Source organism: Rhodococcus sp. NPDC127527 (assembly GCF_042672245.1).
GTDB lineage: Bacteria > Actinomycetota > Actinomycetes > Mycobacteriales > Mycobacteriaceae > Rhodococcus_G.
Window position 1 is genome coordinate 619,099 of record NZ_JBHXVP010000001.1, and the last position, 16,007, is coordinate 635,105.

15 protein-coding genes are annotated in these 16,007 nt (G+C 70.1%); 7 read left to right on the forward strand and 8 right to left on the reverse strand.

Annotated features, from left to right (window positions below; genetic code table 11):
• The first annotated feature begins 70 nt into the window (after positions 1-70).
• Together ACFVH2_RS02885 and ACFVH2_RS02890 are read left to right on the forward strand one after the other, a co-directional pair.
• Positions 71-1,516, forward strand: coding sequence for an amidohydrolase family protein (locus tag ACFVH2_RS02885; protein ID WP_378421351.1), 1,446 nt, complete (start codon positions 71-73; stop codon positions 1,514-1,516).
• Between the two features lie 158 nt (positions 1,517-1,674).
• Positions 1,675-2,568 (forward strand): LLM class flavin-dependent oxidoreductase, encoded by an 894-nt coding sequence (locus ACFVH2_RS02890; RefSeq protein ID WP_378421353.1) that lies wholly within the window; start codon positions 1,675-1,677, stop codon positions 2,566-2,568.
• A 2-nt stretch (positions 2,569-2,570) separates the two neighbouring features.
• Here the strand turns inward: ACFVH2_RS02890 and ACFVH2_RS02895 are convergent, their stop codons facing one another.
• From ACFVH2_RS02895 to ACFVH2_RS02910, 4 genes are all read right to left on the reverse strand, one after another.
• Positions 2,571-3,446 (reverse strand): alpha/beta hydrolase, encoded by an 876-nt coding sequence (locus ACFVH2_RS02895; RefSeq protein ID WP_378421355.1) that lies wholly within the window; start codon positions 3,444-3,446, stop codon positions 2,571-2,573.
• A 7-nt stretch (positions 3,447-3,453) separates the two neighbouring features.
• Complete coding sequence (locus ACFVH2_RS02900) at positions 3,454-4,269, reverse strand: alpha/beta fold hydrolase (protein ID WP_378421357.1); 816 nt, start codon at positions 4,267-4,269, stop codon at positions 3,454-3,456.
• Positions 4,270-4,477: 208 nt separating this feature from the next.
• Positions 4,478-5,152, reverse strand: a complete 675-nt coding sequence (locus ACFVH2_RS02905; RefSeq protein WP_142095050.1) for a Crp/Fnr family transcriptional regulator — start codon at positions 5,150-5,152, stop codon at positions 4,478-4,480.
• A gap of 166 nt (positions 5,153-5,318) precedes the next feature.
• The gene (locus ACFVH2_RS02910) at positions 5,319-5,573 is read right to left on the reverse strand and encodes a hypothetical protein (RefSeq protein WP_378423207.1); all 255 of its coding nucleotides are present in this window, start codon (positions 5,571-5,573) and stop codon (positions 5,319-5,321) included.
• Positions 5,574-5,783: 210 nt separating this feature from the next.
• Here ACFVH2_RS02910 and nth point away from each other — a divergent pair, with 210 nt between their 5' ends.
• Genes nth through marP form a run of 4 tightly spaced genes read left to right on the forward strand, consistent with a single transcriptional unit; the run spans position 5,784 to position 9,058 of the window.
• The gene (nth, locus tag ACFVH2_RS02915) at positions 5,784-6,464 is read left to right on the forward strand and encodes an endonuclease III (protein ID WP_378423589.1); all 681 of its coding nucleotides are present in this window, start codon (positions 5,784-5,786) and stop codon (positions 6,462-6,464) included.
• Positions 6,465-6,471: 7 nt separating this feature from the next.
• Positions 6,472-7,146 (forward strand): TlpA family protein disulfide reductase, encoded by a 675-nt coding sequence (locus ACFVH2_RS02920; protein WP_378423209.1) that lies wholly within the window; start codon positions 6,472-6,474, stop codon positions 7,144-7,146.
• Positions 7,147-7,160: 14 nt separating this feature from the next.
• Positions 7,161-7,868 carry an NUDIX hydrolase gene (locus tag ACFVH2_RS02925; protein ID WP_378423590.1) on the forward strand — a complete coding sequence of 236 codons (708 nt, stop codon included), beginning with the start codon at positions 7,161-7,163 and terminating at the stop codon, positions 7,866-7,868.
• Positions 7,865-9,058: an acid resistance serine protease MarP gene (marP, locus tag ACFVH2_RS02930; RefSeq protein ID WP_378423211.1), complete on the forward strand. Its 1,194-nt coding sequence runs from the start codon at positions 7,865-7,867 to the stop codon at positions 9,056-9,058. Before ACFVH2_RS02925 ends, marP begins: the two co-directional genes overlap by 4 nt.
• A gap of 52 nt (positions 9,059-9,110) precedes the next feature.
• Here the strand turns inward: marP and ACFVH2_RS02935 are convergent, their stop codons facing one another.
• Genes ACFVH2_RS02935 through nhaA form a run of 3 tightly spaced genes read right to left on the reverse strand, consistent with a single transcriptional unit; the run spans position 9,111 to position 11,865 of the window.
• A complete protein-coding gene (locus ACFVH2_RS02935; protein ID WP_378423213.1) occupies positions 9,111-10,043 on the reverse strand; it encodes an alpha/beta fold hydrolase in 933 nt (310 codons plus the stop codon).
• A 20-nt stretch (positions 10,044-10,063) separates the two neighbouring features.
• Positions 10,064-10,600 carry a phage holin family protein gene (locus tag ACFVH2_RS02940; RefSeq protein ID WP_378423215.1) on the reverse strand — a complete coding sequence of 179 codons (537 nt, stop codon included), beginning with the start codon at positions 10,598-10,600 and terminating at the stop codon, positions 10,064-10,066.
• Positions 10,597-11,865, reverse strand: a complete 1,269-nt coding sequence (gene nhaA / locus ACFVH2_RS02945; protein WP_378423217.1) for a Na+/H+ antiporter NhaA — start codon at positions 11,863-11,865, stop codon at positions 10,597-10,599. Before nhaA ends, ACFVH2_RS02940 begins: the two co-directional genes overlap by 4 nt.
• Before the next feature lie 175 nt (positions 11,866-12,040).
• Between nhaA and ACFVH2_RS02950 the strand changes: the two genes are divergently transcribed.
• On the forward strand, positions 12,041-13,423 hold the full coding sequence (locus ACFVH2_RS02950; protein WP_378423219.1) for an MFS transporter: 1,383 nt from the start codon (positions 12,041-12,043) through the stop codon (positions 13,421-13,423).
• Between the two features lie 27 nt (positions 13,424-13,450).
• Here ACFVH2_RS02950 and ACFVH2_RS02955 read toward each other — a convergent pair whose 3' ends face one another.
• Positions 13,451-15,772 carry an ATP-binding protein gene (locus ACFVH2_RS02955; RefSeq protein WP_378423221.1) on the reverse strand — a complete coding sequence of 774 codons (2,322 nt, stop codon included), beginning with the start codon at positions 15,770-15,772 and terminating at the stop codon, positions 13,451-13,453.
• Positions 15,773-16,007 lie beyond the last annotated feature (235 nt).

Here is a 16,007-nt window from a genome sequence, read left to right on the forward strand (position 1 = left end):
GCCCGAACGGGCATGGGTGGGGGGCGAAGAGGCATTGGCGTGACCGCGGCCACCTGGCGACGATGATCGCATGAGCATGAGACGAACCGTCGTCACGGGCGGTCCCATCATCAGCATGGACGACGAATACGGCGACCTCCCGCACGGTGCCGTCCTCGTCGAGGGGGACCGGATCGCGGCCGTCTCGCGCACCGCCGACGGGTTCTCGGGCGTCGACGCGGACGTCATCGATACCGCGGGCGGCTACATCCTGCCCGGCATGGTCGACAGTCATCGCCACACGTGGATGTCGTTGATGCGCGGAATCTCGGCTGACCAGTCGCTGATGGAATTCCTCGCCACGACGTTCTCCGGCGTCGGTTCGATCATGACTGCCGAGGACCTGGGCACGGCCGCGACGGTCGGTGCGCTCGAGGCACTCGACGCGGGCGTGACGACCATCCTCGACTGCTGCGACTGCGTCAACACGCCCGACCATGCCCGTGCCGCGGTGGAGGCGCTGCGCACCACCGGGATCCGCTCGGTGTACGCGTACGGCATGCAGGAGTACGACGTCCATCCCCCCGCGTTCACCTCGCACGCGCAGCGGGTCGCAGATGCCGCGGCACTGCGCGCAGAGTACTTCTCCAGCGAGCACCCGCTCTCGCGAATGGGCATGCTGTACAGCGACTTCGGTACGGTTCCGTTCGACGCGACCGCGACCGAGATCCGCGCCGCGCGGGAACTCGGGATCCTCGGGGCCTCGCACACCGGTGCGGCCACCGGGTCGATCCTGCTGCGTGGCCTACGCGAGTTGCACGACCGTGACCTCCTGGATGCAGGGCACCTGCACATTCACTGCCCGGCACTCAACAGTCACGAGTGGCGGCTGCTCGCCGACACCGGAGCGGCGGTGACCATCGCCCCGGAAACCGAGATGCAGATGGGGATGGGCATGCCCCCGTTCCGGGCTGCGATCGACCATGGCCTCGCGCCGGCCGTGAGCACCGACATCGTCTGCGTCGGGTCCGGCGACCTGTTCTCGCAGATGCGCCTGGGGCTCCAGTTCCAGCGCTGCCTCGACCACCAGCGGGTGCACGCCACCGGTGCGATGCCGGCCAGCGTCGACCTCGGCGTGCGCGACGCACTGACCTGGGCGACGCGCAACGGCGCCGACGCGATCGGGATGGGCTCGGCGATCGGATCGATCACCCCAGGCAAGAAGGCCGATGTCATCGTCGTCGCACCGCGGATGGACCTGGTGCGATCGAGCTATCCGTTGGGGTCTGTCGTGCTCCAGTCCACCGCGGCGGACGTGCGCACGGTGCTGGTGAACGGCGAGATCCGAAAGCGCGACGGCCTCCTGGTTGGGCCGGACCTCGCGGCGGTGCGTGGCAGGGCCAATGCCGCCCTCGACCGGATCGAGAAGGCGGCGGCGGGCCTGCCGCGGCACAGTTCCGCGGAGATCTTCGGCTGGTTCTCCCAGGCCGAGCGCGACGCCTCGGTGCACTTCGCCGGGGCGTACGCGCGGCGGTAGATCCCCGGCAGCCTTCGCCCCGTTTCGCTGCCCAGATGCGCGGTAGGCTCGGCAAACCGGCATCGAAACGGGGTGTTTCGCAATGGCGTCGATCGAAGTGAAGGTGCGGGGCGTGTCCCAGAGGTCGCCCGTCGACGCCGAGCAGTTGGGAGCGCGCGATGCCTGACTACCGGCGTACCGTCCAATTCGGGATGTTCCCCACCCCGGAGGCGGCGCGGGTCGCGGGGGTGCTCGATCTCGTCCGGATGGCGGACGCGGAGGGTCTGGACCTCGTTGGAATCCAGGACCACCCGTACCAGCGACAGTTTCTCGACACCTGGTCGCTGATGGGCTTCGCGCTGGCGCAGACCACCCGGATCACGGTGTTCCCCGACGTGGCCAGCCTGCCACTGCGACCGCCCGCGGTGCTGGCCAAGGCAGCGGCCAGCCTGGACGTGCTCTCTGGCGGTCGCTTCGAACTGGCGCTCGGCGCGGGCGCATTCTGGCCGGCGATCGAGGCGATGGGTGGGCCGACGCGAACGCCGGGTCAGGCCGCGGGCGCGCTGTCCGAGGCGGTCGACGTCATCAGGCTCATGTGGTCGGACGCAAGGTCGGTGCGGTACGAGGGCGCGCACTACCGGCTCTCCGGGGTGCATCCGGGACCCAGGCCGGCGCACGACGTCGGGCTATGGCTCGGGGTGGGCGGCCCGCGAATGCTGGGTGTCCTCGGGGCCAAGGCGGATGGCTGGGTGCCGTCGAACAGCTACTTCCCGCCGTCGACGCTCCCCGACATGCAGGCGCGGATCGACGAGGCCGCGACCGAGGCGGGCCGCGACCCGGCCACCATCCGGCGGATCTACAACGTCTTCGGCTCCATCACGGATGGGCGCAGCGAGGGATTCCTCAACGGCCCGGTCTCGCAGTGGGTCGACGAGCTGACGGCGCTCGTGCTCGAAACCGGGATGGACACCTTCGTTTTCGGAGCGGAGGGCGACGATCCCCACCAGCATCGCAGGTGGGCGATCGAGGTCGCGCCCGCGGTTCGGGACGCCGTCGCCGCCCACCGCGACTGAGGTCAGTGCTGCGCGCGGTCGGCGCCGCCGAGGGCGCGGACGAGGCGCACCAGGGCTCGGGTCAGGGTCGATTCGGGATCTGCCAGGTCGAGGAAGACGTCGTAGTGGTTGCGGTTCGGGACGACCAGCAGTTCGCTCGGCGAACTCCGGGACCATGCGGCGTGGAACTGTCGGCTCTGCGCGAGGAATCCGATGCCGTCGCGTTCGGCCACGGCGACGACCGCGGCGGGGCCGGGGCCGTGGCCCCGAGCGCGGAGCATCGGGCTCAGGGCCGCCGCGCGGGCGATGTCGAGACCGAGCCATTCGTTGGCGAACGAGTCGACGAGGGGCCGGATGTCGAACAGTCCGCTGATCGGCAGCGCGGCCCGCACGACGTTGTCGGGCAGGTCGAGCGCGCGTTGCCACCCGGAGACCATCACGGCCCCGGTGAGGTGACCGCCCGCTGAACTGCCGCCGACGACGATCCGATCACGGTCCAACCCGTGCTCCGCGCCCCGGTGATAGACCCACGCCACCGCGGCACGGACCTGCCGGACGATCTCCTCGAGGGTGGTCTCGGGGGCGAGTCCGTAGTCGACGGTGACCGTGGCGATGCCCTCGAGGTCGAGAGTGCGTGCCATGAAGGCGGTGTGGTGCCGGGACAGGGCCCGCCAGTAACCGCCGTGGATGGCGACGAACACCGGCCGCAACTCGGGTCCGACGCCCCAGACGTCGAGCTTCTCCTGGCTCTGCGGGTCGTAGTAGATGTCCGTGAAGCCGGTCAGGCCGCCCACCGCCGCCTGCGATTCCGTCAGATACTGCGCGATGGTCTCGTCGAAAAGCTCTGCGGTGACCGTGTTTCGGACGTTGTACTCACGGTCGGTCTGGGGATCGGACATCGAGTGCTCAGGCCAGGCGGGTGACGGCGCGGATCTCATCGGCGACGAGTGCGGGGGAGTCCAGCGTCGGGAAGTGCGTTTCGCCACCGAGCATTCGGAAGCTGAACCAGTCGTGTGCCTCCTGGAAGTCCTGCTGCGCCTGAAGGTATTCCGGCGCGGTCGGCTGCGAGAACAGATGCTTGACCGGCCGAGGCTCCGCGAGCTTGTCCATCCGGGCGAGCGGGCTGCCCCAGCGGCCGTAGGCTTGCGCGATGACATCGCACGAGCGGGCCCACATCTCGTAGTCGAATGCGGCCATCTCGTTGTCGAGGTGGTTGCGGACGGCGGCGTTCTCGCTGCCGTTGAGCCAGAGATCGAACAGGTCCTGACGGGCCTGGCGCCACCGGTCGGCGTCCCTGCTCGAGGCCAGGTTCTCGATGAACTCGGGTGAGGCGGGCGTCATGATCCAGTCGACGACGATCGAGGCCGGCACCCTGGTGCTGCCGAGCCGATCGGAGAGTTCCATGTTCGCCCATCCACCGTGCGAGGTGGACAACGGCACGAAGGTCTCGATGTCGAGGGCGTCGAGCACGGCGATCGTGTCGATGGCCTGCTCCTCGGGGCCGAAATCCGGCACCGGACGCCGATCGGTGCCGTGCCCCCGCCAGTCGATCCGGACCACATGATGGTCGTCGGCGAGGTGCGGGACGAGCGGATCGAAGAGCCGGTGGTCCTGGCACCATCCGCTGAGCAGGACGACGGCCGGATTCGCCGGGTCGCCGTGCCTGTCGTAGCTGATCGCGTGACCGTCGACATCGATGCTCTGCAGGTCGGAGGAGGTCATCGGCCTTCCTTTCGGGTGTGGCGAGCGGCGGGCGGCAGATCGCCGCCTCGCATCGGTTCGCAGGTCAATTGTGTGGGTGCACTCACATGCCTGTCGAATGCCAAACCGGATGGCTGCCATGCCCTGAGGGCATGGCTCAGTCCTGCCGAAACGACGATCGGCCACCCCCGCAAGCGGGGTGGCCGATCGACTGTCGTACGGGGTGTTACTACCGCGCGCGGCGGGCCAGACGCTCGGAGTCCGAGATCAGCACGCTCTTGCCCTCGAGCCGCAGCCATCCGCGGTGCGCGAAGTCGGCGAGGGCCTTGTTCACGGTCTCGCGGGAGGCGCCGACGAGCTGGGCGATCTCCTCCTGGGTGAGGTCGTGGGTGACCCGGAGCGCGCCGCCCTCCTGGGTGCCGAAGCGCTGTGCGAGCTGCAGCAGCGCCTTCGCCACGCGACCGGGAACGTCGGTGAAGATGAGGTCGGCGAGGTTGTTGTTGGTGCGCCGCAGGCGACGGGCCAGCACGCGCAGCAGCTGCTCGGCGATCTCGGGTCGCTGGTCGATCCACGACTTGAGAGCATCGCGGTCCATCTGCACCGCGCGGACCTCGGTGACCGTGGTCGCGGTGGAGGTACGCGGACCCGGGTCGAAGATGGACAGCTCACCGAACATGTCGGACGGACCCATGATGGTCAGCAGGTTCTCGCGCCCGTCCGGGGAGCGGCGGCCGAGCTTCACCTTGCCGGACACGATGATGTAGAGACGGTCGCCCGGTTCACCTTCGTTGAAGATGACGTGCCCGCGCGGGAAATCGACCGGCTGCAGCTGCTTGACCAGCGCGGCGACCGCTGACGGCTCGACCCCCTGGAAGATTCCGGCTCTGGCCAGGATCTCGTCCACGTGCGCTCCTTCTCAGAAAAACATTCGTCGGCCGGACCCATCGTGTGGTGTTCGACCGCTCCGTCGACGCAGGCTGCGCGTCGACTGTTCGGTAACTTTCGCTTGGGAGTCTATCGCTCCGCTGCGTAAGAGTAGTGATCGACGCCACGTCGTGCGCGGCGAACCGTCAGCTCGCCTGGCGTTCGGTCAGCGCGTCGTCCTCTGCGCCGCCCCGCTTGCGCCGCAGATGGAAGCGGGCGAGCGCCCGCGGCAGGCCTTCTTGCGCGAGGGTCGCGACCTCGGCGTGGCTGGCCTGGTCCAGGAACTCCTGGACCTCCTGCTCACGCACCGTCAGCCGGCGTAGCCGGAATTCCACCCGCTCCATAGCCAGCGCAAACAGCATCAGCAGCACTGGGAAGAGCACCACGGCGAGACCTTGCATACTGGGCAGTAAACACGGCGAATGTCTCAGAAGCGAAACGATGTGCGAGCCGTTCCCGGGGCCGTCCGTAGAGTCGACGAGGTGTCCACCACTGTCTCGAAGACCCCGGCGCAGCCCCGAGCGGCGTCTACGACGAAGGGCCGTGCGGCGCCTGCCGGGAGCCCGAAACAGGGCGAGACCCGGCTTGGGCTGGTGCGCCGGGCACGTCGGATGAACCGCACCCTCGGGGTGGCGTTCCCGCACGTGTACTGCGAGCTCGACTTCAGCACCCCGCTGGAGCTGTCGGTGGCGACAATTCTGTCCGCACAGTGCACTGACGTGCGGGTCAACCAGGTGACGCCGGCGCTGTTCGCGCGCTATCGGACGGCGGCCGAGTACGCGGGCGCCGAGCGAGCCGAGCTGGAGGAGTACATCCGGACCACCGGCTTCTACCGGAACAAGGCCAACTCGATCATCGGCCTCGGGCAGGCGCTGGTCGAGCGCTTCGACGGGGAGGTGCCCGGCAACATCAAGGACCTGGTGAGCCTGCCGGGGTTCGGCCGCAAGACCGCGAACGTCGTTCTCGGGAACGCGTTCGATGTGCCCGGAATCACCGTCGACACGCACTTCGGGCGGCTCGTCCGCCGCTGGAACTGGACGCAGGAGGAGGACCCGGTCAAGGTCGAGCACGCCGTCGGCGAGCTCATCCCGCGCAAGGAGTGGACCCTGCTCTCGCACCGGGTGATCTTCCACGGGCGCCGGGTGTGTCACGCGAAGAAGCCGGCCTGCGGGGTGTGCCTGCTGGCCAAGGACTGCCCGTCGTTCGGCGCGGGCCCGACCGATCCTGCGGTTGCCGCGGCCCTGGTGAAGGGCCCGGAGACCGAACACCTGCTCGACCTGGCGGGGCGGTGACCTGAGCGTGCGCTTCTCCAATGCAGGCCGGTGGAGTCTGGCCGCCCTCGTCGTGGTGATCGCCCTGGTGGTGGCCATCTGGCCGCGTGGCGGGTCGGACGAGACCGCCCCCCGCACCTACGCCGACTACGTCAGCCAGGGCACCACCCCGGCGCCCGAACGCGCGCCCGGCGACAGCGACCAGTCCCTGGCCACCGCCCGTGCCGCGGCCGCACTCGCGGCGTGCCCGGCCCCCGCCACGGGCGCGACGCCCGCGGGACCGCTCGCGGGCCTCACCCTCGAGTGCCTGGCCGACGGTCGCCGCATCGACCTGGGGGCCGCCCTCGCGGGCAAACCGGCGCTGGTCAACCTGTGGGCCTACTGGTGCGGTCCGTGCGCGCGGGAACTGCCCGCCCTCGACGAGTACACGCGCCGAGCCGGTGACACCGTCACCGTGCTCACCGTGCACCAGGACCCCAAGGAGGGGAATGCGTTGTCCGCGCTGACCGACTACGGGGTGCACCTGCCCGGTGTCCAGGACGGATCCGGTCGGGTCGCCGCGGCCGTGGGGGCGCCGAACGTGCTGCCGGTGACCGCGCTGATCCGCGCCGACGGGACCGTGGCCGCCGTGTTGCCGCAGCCCTTCGACAGCGCGGACCAGATCGCCGCCGCCGTCCACGACAAGCTGGGCGTGGCGTCGTGACGCGGACCGACCACGTGCCGCCGGAGTGGCTGCGCCGCGTGGTGACCCTGCCCCCGACGGACGGCAGCTCGGTGAACCCGGTGCTGCGCCGACGCACGCCGGCGGGGACGGACGCCCGCGACGCCGCCGTGCTGGTCCTGTTCGGGGGGTCGGAGCACGCCGACCCGATGTGCGTGGGCGGGCTGCCCGAGGATGCCGATCTGCTGCTCACCCAGCGTGCGTCCACCCTGCGCCAGCACAGCGGACAGATCGCGTTTCCCGGCGGCGCCGCCGACCCCGAGGACGACGGTCCGATCGCGACCGCGCTGCGTGAGGCAGAGGAGGAGACCGGGCTCGACCCGGCCGGGGTGCGCGCCCTCGCGGTGCTGCCCGGGATCTTCGTGCCGCCGTCCGGGTTCGACGTCACGCCGGTGATCGGCTACTGGGACCGGCCGTCGCCGGTGCGCCCGGTGGACGCAGGCGAGACCGCGAAGGTCGCGCGGGTGCCGATGCGATCGCTGCTCGACCCCGACAACCGGTTCATCGTCAAGCACCGGCTCGGCTACCAGGGCCCCGCGTTCCTGGTCGACGGGATGCTGGTGTGGGGCTTCACTGCGGGGGTGCTGGCCGGGCTGATCGCCGTGTCCGGCTGGGAGATCGACTGGGATCGTCGCGACGTGCGCGATCTCGAGGTGGCGCTCGCGGAGGTCGAGGCAGGGGTGGTCGAGGTGCACGAGCGGTGACCGGATCGACCTGGATCGACATCGCGATCCTCGCGATCGCCGTGCTGGCGGCCTCCTCGGGCTGGCGTCAGGGTGCAGTCGCGTCCGCGCTCGCGTTCTTCGGGGTGATCCTCGGCGCGGTCGCGGGCATCCTGATCGCGCCGCACGTGCTGGTGCACGTGGACGGCGGCCGGGTTCGGGTGCTCGCCGGCGTGCTGCTGATCGTCGGGTTGGTGATCATCGGCGAGGTCGCGGGCATGGTGCTGGGCCGGGCCGCCCGCGGTGGCATGCACAGCCCCGTCGCGCGATCGGTCGACAGCGTCGTCGGGGCCGGGCTGCAGGCCGCGGCGGTGCTGGTGGCGGCCTGGCTGCTGGCCATCCCGTTGACCGCGTCCTCGCAGCCCGCGGTCGCGACCGCGGTCCGGGGTTCGAAGGTGCTGACCCAGGTCGACGAGGTGGCGCCGAACTGGATGCGGCGGTTGCCGAGCGACTTCTCCGCGCTGCTCGACACCTCCGGACTCCCGGACGTGATCGGCCCGTTCGGACGGACCCCCATCGCGGTCGTGGACCCGCCGGACCCGGCGATCGCGCAGGGGCCGTTGGCGGCGCGACTGCAGCCGAGCGTGCTGCGGGTGCGTGGGGTGGCGCCGAGCTGCCAGCGGGCACTCGAGGGCTCGGGTTTCGTGGTCGCTCCCGAGCGGGTGATGACCAACGCGCACGTCGTGGCCGGCACCGACAAGGTCGTCGTGGACACCGCGAGCGGCGCGCTCGACGCGAAGGTCGTGCTGTTCGATCCCGAGGTGGACGTCGCGGTCCTCGCGGTGCCCGGGCTCGATGCGGACGTGCTGCCGTTCGCGCCCACGCCCGCGAGCTCCGGGGACACCGCGCTGGTGCTGGGGTACCCCGGTGGCGGTCCGTACACCGCGAGCGCGGCTCGGGTTCGCGAGACGCTCGATCTGAACGGACCGGACATCTACCGGGCCCGCGACGTCACTCGCGAGGTGTACACCGTGCGCGGGTCGATCCGTCAGGGCAACTCCGGTGGACCGCTGGTCGACGAGCAGGGCCGCGTCCTCGGCGTGGTGTTCGGTGCCGCGGTCGACAACAGCGACACCGGGTTCGTGCTCACCGCCGCGGAGGTGTCGCGGCAGCTCGCTCAGGCCACGTCCGCGAACGGCGCGGTCGCCACCGGCGACTGCATAGGCGCATAGCGCAGTGGTGCGCTTCCGGAGCGTCTGGACTCCGTAAGCGCACCACTGCGCGTCAGCGCGACGCGAGGAAGTCCGTCAGGGCTGCGGTGACCTCGTCGGGGCGTTCCCGGTGCACGTAGTGCCCGGCGCCGGGCACGGCGTGCAGGCGTCGGGACGGTGCCCACCGGGTGTCGTGACGCAGTGTCGAGCGCAGCACGAACGGGTCGGCGTCGCCGTGGATCTGCAGCACCGGCAGCGTCAGGACCCGGTCCATCGCGGTCATGAACCGCTTCCCGTCCGGGCGCCACTGGCTGCGGAAGGCCCAGCGCTGGTACTCCAGGCCGCTGTGTGCCGCGCCGGGGATCTGGATCGCGGACCGCGCGCGGGTGGCTGCCTCCGCGAAATCCTCGGACTGCTGCCACTGCGAGCCCGAACGCGTTCGCAGCAACTGCTCGGCGGCGGCGCCGTCGTCGCGGGTCAGAGCCCGCTCCGGCCGCCACGGTGGCTGATAGCTCAGGAACGACGGCAGCAGGGCGGAGCGCTGCGCGCGATCCCGCAGCACCGACCGCCGCAGGGCGATCGGGTGCGGGGAGGCGACCAGCGCGATCGATCGGACCAGTTGCGGGTGCAGCGTCGCGGTGGCCCAGCAGACGAGTCCGCCGTCCGCGTGCCCGACCAGGGTTGCCTCGGTGTGCCCGAGTGCGCGGATCAGCCCGGCCACGTCGTCGGCGGAGGTCCAGCCGTCGTAGCCGCGCGGGGGCTTGTCGGTGTCGCCGTAGCCGCGCAGGTCCATCGCGACCGTCCGGTACCCCGCCTCCGCGAGCGCGGTGAGCTGGTGCCGCCAGGACCACCAGAAGTCGGCGAACCCGTGCAGCAGCACGACCAGCGGTGCGCCGGGATCGGACGGTCCGGCCTCGACGGCGTGGAACCGGATGCCGTTGGCGTGCACGTCGCGGTGCCGCCACGGCCCGTCGATGCGAACGGTGGAGGGGTCGGGGAAGGTCACCTTGGACCGGCCGCCGGCGGTCAGGGCGCGGTCCGGCGGGCGTACTCGCCGGGGGTGTAGTCGCCGTGCTTGTAGCTCGACTCGGCGGCGTTCGGCAGCACGGTCGCGGCCTGCCGCAGCGAGTCGATGGTCTTCTCGGGGGCCCGGAGTTTGCGCACCCGCAGGTAACCGAGCAGTGCCAGTACGGCGGTGACCACCACCATCAGCAGGAACACGATGAGGAAGGCGAGCCAGCGGTACACCCAGGTGTCGAGGAGTTCCGCGAGGAAGAAGAAGAAGAAGAAGGAGCTGAACAGCAGGACCGTGAGCGCGAGGATGAAGAACAGCGAGCCCTGCAGGCCCTTCTTGACCTCGCCGGTCACCTCGGCCTTGGCGAGTTCGACCTCGGCGCGGACGAGCGTGGACACCTGCGCGGTGGCGTCCTTGACCAGGTTGCCGATACTGGCGGTCCCCGGCGCGTGCGCGTCGACGTCCGTCAGCGGGATGGAGGAGATGGTGTTCGGAACACCGCTCTCGGTCAGCCGCTCGGTCCTGCCGTTGCGGTCGCTGCTGCTCACGTCGTGGCCCCTCCGTTGTCGTCGTTCGCGGCCGATCTGGCTCGGTCGCCGCCGGTCTCGCGGTCGCGTGCCCGGTGGGCGCGCCCTCGGCGCAACAGTAGCGCCGAGCCGATGAGCGACGCAGTCAAGGAGGTGAGCAGGACGGCAGCCTTGGCCTTGTCCTGCGCGTCGCCCTCGAGTGCGAGTTCGGCCACCAGAAGGCTAACGGTGAAGCCGATCGCGCCGAGCACCGACAGGGCGAACATGTCGCGGAATCCCAGATTGCGCGGTTTGGTGGCGATGCCGAGGCGGATGGCGACCCAGGAGACGCCGAAGATGCCGACGATCTTGCCGACCAGAAGTCCGAGCATGATCGCGAGCGTCAGACGATCGGTGAACAGCGAGCCGAGCACGTCTCCGCCCAGGGGCACGCCCGAGGCGAAGAGCGCGAAGATCGGCACGCACAGGCCCGCCGACCACGGCTGGATGCGGTGTTCGAGCCTGGTCGCGGGCGCCTCGTCCTCGCCGGGGTCCGGTCGAACGCGGGTGAGCAGGCCGAGCGTGACGCCGGCGAGGGTGGCGTGGATGCCCGCCGTGTGCACGGCGTACCAGGTCAGCAGCGCCAGCGGGACGTACAGCCATGCCGTCGTGATCCGGCGGTGCTGCGCGTACGCATAGGCCGCCGCGCAGGCGATCGCCGCGAGCAGCCACCCGAACGCGATGGAGGCGGTGAACACGGTCGCGATGATGAGGATGGCGAGCAGATCGTCGACGACGGCGAGGCTGAGCAGGAACACCCGCGCGCTGGCCGGGATGCGGGAGCCGGTCAGCGCGAGAACACCGAGCGCGAAGGCGATGTCGGTGGCCACCGGGATGGCCCAGGCCGTGTCGATGCCCGGGGTGCCCCAACCGACGGCGAGCGCGATCAGTGCCGGGGTGATGACGCCCGCGACCGCCGCGATGATCGGGAGCAGAGCCTTCTTGCGGTCGGCGAGTTCGCCGACGACCAGTTCGCGCTTGAGTTCGAGGCCCGCGACGAAGAAGAACACCGCGAGCAGGCCGTCCTGTGCCCAGGAACCGAGGCTCAGGTGCAGGTGCAGCGCACTGGGCCCGATCTGGAAGTCACGCAGGTCGACGTAGGCGTCGGACCAGGCGGAGTTCGCCCAGACGAGGGCGATCGCCGCGGAGGCGAGGAGGAGGGAACCGCCGACCGTCTCGGTGCGGAGGTAGCGGGACAGTTCGGAGCGCTTCGATCGGATCACTCGGTTTCTCCTGGTCGCGGGCATGCGGTGGCCATGTGCCGACCAGACTTCCCGGCGCTCCGAACGAAATCTTAACGCGGCGGCCCCGGAGTTCCTGCGCCGAGAGATGGTTTGCATTGTTAAGCACCTTGGTGATCTCATCCTAAGGCGTGGACGCCCCCCGCCCACGTGTTGGAACAGCGTGCGCAGGAGACTTCGGATGAGCCAGGCCCGGGACGTGTTGATCGAGACGCCTGACGGCGTCGATGCCGCGAAAGGCGAGGTGCCGCGCAGCCGGATCGTGGTGGCCAGCATGGTCGGGACCTCGATCGAGTTCTACGACTTCTACATCTATGCGACCGCCGCGGTCTCGGTGTTCCCCCACCTGTTCTTCCCCAAGGGCAACGGCACCACCGCGCTGCTCGCCTCGCTCGCGACGTTCGGCCTCGCCTTCGTGGCGAGGCCGCTCGGCTCGATCCTGTTCGGCCACTTCGGCGATCGCATCGGCCGCAAGGCCACGCTCGTCGGCTCCCTGCTCACCATGGGCATCGCGACCTTCGTCATCGGTCTGCTCCCGACCTACCATTCGATCGGTCTGTTGGCCCCGGCGCTGCTGGCGCTGATGCGGTTCTGCCAGGGCCTCGGCCTGGGCGGCGAGTGGTCCGGCGCGGCGCTGCTGGCCACCGAGACCGCCAAGCCAGGCAAACGGGCGTGGGCGGCGATGTGGCCGCAGCTCGGCGCGCCGATCGGGTTCTTCCTGGCCAACGGCCTGTTCCTGATCATCACGCTGTTCATGGGGCACGACAACGCGCACCCCGATCTGGACGGTGCGTTCCTCACCTGGGGTTGGCGGATCCCGTTCCTGCTCAGCGCGATCATCGTGATCATCGGCCTCTACGTGCGCCTCAAGCTCGAGGAGACCCCGGTGTTCGCGCGGGCGGTCGAACGCGGCGAGAAGGTCAAGACCCCGCTCGCGACCGTCTTCAAGACCAGCTGGCGTCAGCTGATCGTCGGCACGTTCGTGATGCTCGCGACCTACACGCTCTTCTACATCATGACCACCTGGGTGCTCAGTTTCGGAACCGGCAAGACGGCCGCCGAGGGCGGTACCGGTCTCGGCTTCAAGTACTCGGACTTCCTGGTGCTGCAGCTGATCGCGGTGCTCTTCTTCGCCGTCGGCGTGCCGATCACCGGCCAGCTCGCGGACCGCTACGGCAGGCGCGTGACGCTGCTCGTGGTGACCGCCGCGATCATGGTCTTCGGACTGTCCTTCTCGGTCGTGCTCAGCTCCGAGCACATGAGCGACGCCCGCATGCTGGGGTTCCTGATCGTGGGAATGTTGTTGATGGGCTTGACCTTCGGGCCGATGAGCGCGGTCCTGCCGGAGCTGTTCCCGACGAACGTCCGGTACACCGGCTCGGGCATCGCCTACAACACCGCCAGCATCCTCGGCGCGGCGGTGGCGCCGTTCATCGCGACCTGGTTGGCCACCAGTTACGGGGTCGGCTGGGTCGGCATCTACCTGCTGATCGCCGCGGCACTGACCTTCGTCGCACTGTTGGTCATGCGCGAGACCAAGGACACCTCGCTCGACGACGTGTGAGCACGCCCCCGTCGGCCGTCGAACGGGTCAGTCCGGCGGGTCCGGGTTCTGTGCCGCCCGTTCGGTCACCCAGGCGGCGATCTGGGTGCGTGAGGTGAACCCGAGCTTCGTCAGCACGTGCTCGACGTGTCCCTGCGCGGTGCGCTGCGAGATCACCAGCTGCTCGGCGATCGCCCGGTTCGTCAGTCCCTGCGCCACCAGGGCCGCCACCTCCTGCTCGCGCGGCGTCAGGTCGGTGGCGGCCCGGCCGGTCGTAGCCTCGGCGCGGGGTGCCTGCTCTTCCAGCGCGAACGCCACGATCTCCTCGAGGGTGAGCCGGGAACCCCGTGCGAACGCGGAGTCGAACGATCGCGCGCCGAGCGACCGGCGGGTGTGTCGTTCGCTGGTGTCGTGGTGGGTGCGCAGGCCGGGGATGACGACGCCCTGAGTGCCCGCGGCCATCCAGAGGGACCGGGAGCCGCCGAGCAGCGTGGCGGCCCGCTGCGGCTGGTGCGCGTCGACCGCGATCCACGCGAGGACTTCGACGCAGATCGCCGAGCACAGCAGGTCGTCGATGACGCCGGTCAGGCGTAGGCCCCGCTCGAGCTCGGTGCGGGCACGCTCCGGATCCTGTTGCCACAGGGCGATTCCGATCGAGCTGAGGGCGTACGCGCGGTACACCGTCTCCTCGCGCGTCTCCGTGATCGCGACGACCTCTTCCGCGTACTCGACGGCCTGCGCGGTGTGGCCGAGGAGGGCATGGGCCATGGCGAGCCCGAGCAGGGTCGACAGGTGGCGGAGCCGGTTCGCTCCGGCCCGCACGGCGTCGAGAATGTCGGTGAGGTACTCGATGGTGGTCTGCGGGTCCCCGTTGTAGATCGCCAGGTGCCCGGCGGTGTGCGTGACCAGGGTGTCCGCGTCGTGGTCGCCCAGTTCCGCCGCCGCCAGCTGTGCCTCCTCGACGAGGGCGAGCCCCGTCACCGGGTCACCGTGATTGCAGGCCAGCACCGAGTTCGAGCAGAGCGCCTCCACGCGGGCTCTGGTGGGCTCGCCGCCCTGGGCCGCGAGGGTGCGGTCGAACCAGCGCCTGCCCTCGAAGAGCGCACCGCGGGTGAGCCAGAAGACGTACAGGGCATTCGCCAGCCGCAACCCGTGCTCGCCGGCGCCCGGCTCCGTGACGCAGTACTCGAGCACGTTCCGGACGTTGGTCCGTTCCCGCCAGACCCGCAGCAGCCACGCCTGCTGGTTGGGGCCGAGCCAATCCGCCACGGCCCGTGCGATCAGCTGCTCGTACCAGTCGCGGTGCCGCTGGCGCAGTTCCGCGCCCTCGCCGGTGTCGTCGAGTCGCTCGAGCCCGTAGTCGCGCAGCGTCTCGAGTAGTCGATAGCGCACCACGCCGTCCGGTTCCTCGCGGATGAGGATCGACTTGTCGACGAGGGACGCGATGACGTCGAGCAGGTCGTCCGGGGTCAGGTCCCCGGCCGCGACACCCTCCGCGCCGTCGAGCTCGAATCCGCCGGCGAACACGGACAGTCGTCGCCACAGGCCGCGCTCGGTCTCGGTGCACAGATCGTGGCTCCAGTCGATGCACATCCGGAGCGTCTGTTGACGGGTCGGGGCGCCGCGGGTCCCGGCGACGAGCAGGCGGTACCGGTCGGTGAGTCGCTCGAGAATCTGATCCGGTGACATCGCTCGCAGCCGGGCTGCCGCGAGCTCGATGGGCAGGGGCAGCCCGTCGAGCTGGTGGCAGATCTGGGCGACCGTCTCCCGGTTGTCGTCGGTGAGTGCGAATCCGGGCACCGCCGCGGTCGCCCGCTCCACGAACAGGGTCACCGATTCGTACTGCGCGACCCCCCGACCGGCGGCGGGCAGGTCGGCTTCGGGGGCGGACATCGGCGGGACGCGGAAGGTGCTCTCGCCCCCGATCGCGAGGGATTCGCGGCTGGTGGCCAGGATCCGAAGCTGGGGGCAGGCCCGCAGGAGGGATTCCGCGAGTTTCGCCACGGCGTCGACGAGGTGTTCGCAGTTGTCGAGGACCAGCAGGAGCTGACGATCGTCGACGAAGTCGAGGAGGGTCTGCATGGGCGAGTGCGCGACCTGGTCGCGCAGGCCGAGCGCGGCGGCGACGATGTCGGGCACCAGCTGTGGGTCGAGTTGCTCCCCGAGTTCCACGAGCCAGACTCCGTCGTCGAACGCGCGCCGGGATTCGGCCGCGACCTTCAGCGCGAGCCGGGTCTTGCCGACGCCACCGATTCCGGTCAGCGTCACCAGACGCGACCCCGCGAGCAGTCGCCTGGCCTCGCTCACCTCGTGGCGGCGGCCGACGAAGCTCGTCAGGTCCAGGGGGAGGTTGCCGACCTTGCTTCGCATCGAGGGAGTCATCGAACCGTCACTCTCGTCACTCTCGTCACGGGCGTATCAGCGGCGGCGACGACTCCCCGAGTGCCGCGGTGGAACCTTGGAACCACGCAGTTAGCCCGCACTGAAATGCCTCTGCTTCCATTCTGCCGGATGGAAGCGGCGAAGGTGCCCCTCACCGCGCTGGGGTTTGGGGGACGCGACCGCGGGGGGGGTTGGGGGGGGTTTTTTTGACACCCGACACTGC

Coding starts and splice junctions, on each gene's coding strand:
- ACFVH2_RS02950 (WP_378423219.1), top strand. CDS start 12,041: ATGAGCCAGGCCCGGGACGTGTTGATCGAGACGCCTGACGGCGTCGAT.
- nth (WP_378423589.1), top strand. CDS start 5,784: ATGAACCGCACCCTCGGGGTGGCGTTCCCGCACGTGTACTGCGAGCTC.
- ACFVH2_RS02890 (WP_378421353.1), top strand. CDS start 1,675: ATGCCTGACTACCGGCGTACCGTCCAATTCGGGATGTTCCCCACCCCG.
- ACFVH2_RS02895 (WP_378421355.1), bottom strand. CDS start 3,446: ATGTCCGATCCCCAGACCGACCGTGAGTACAACGTCCGAAACACGGTC.
- ACFVH2_RS02900 (WP_378421357.1), bottom strand. CDS start 4,269: ATGACCTCCTCCGACCTGCAGAGCATCGATGTCGACGGTCACGCGATC.
- ACFVH2_RS02910 (WP_378423207.1), bottom strand. CDS start 5,573: ATGCAAGGTCTCGCCGTGGTGCTCTTCCCAGTGCTGCTGATGCTGTTT.
- ACFVH2_RS02885 (WP_378421351.1), top strand. CDS start 71: ATGAGCATGAGACGAACCGTCGTCACGGGCGGTCCCATCATCAGCATG.
- ACFVH2_RS02955 (WP_378423221.1), bottom strand. CDS start 15,772: ATGCGAAGCAAGGTCGGCAACCTCCCCCTGGACCTGACGAGCTTCGTC.
- nhaA (WP_378423217.1), bottom strand. CDS start 11,865: ATGCCCGCGACCAGGAGAAACCGAGTGATCCGATCGAAGCGCTCCGAA.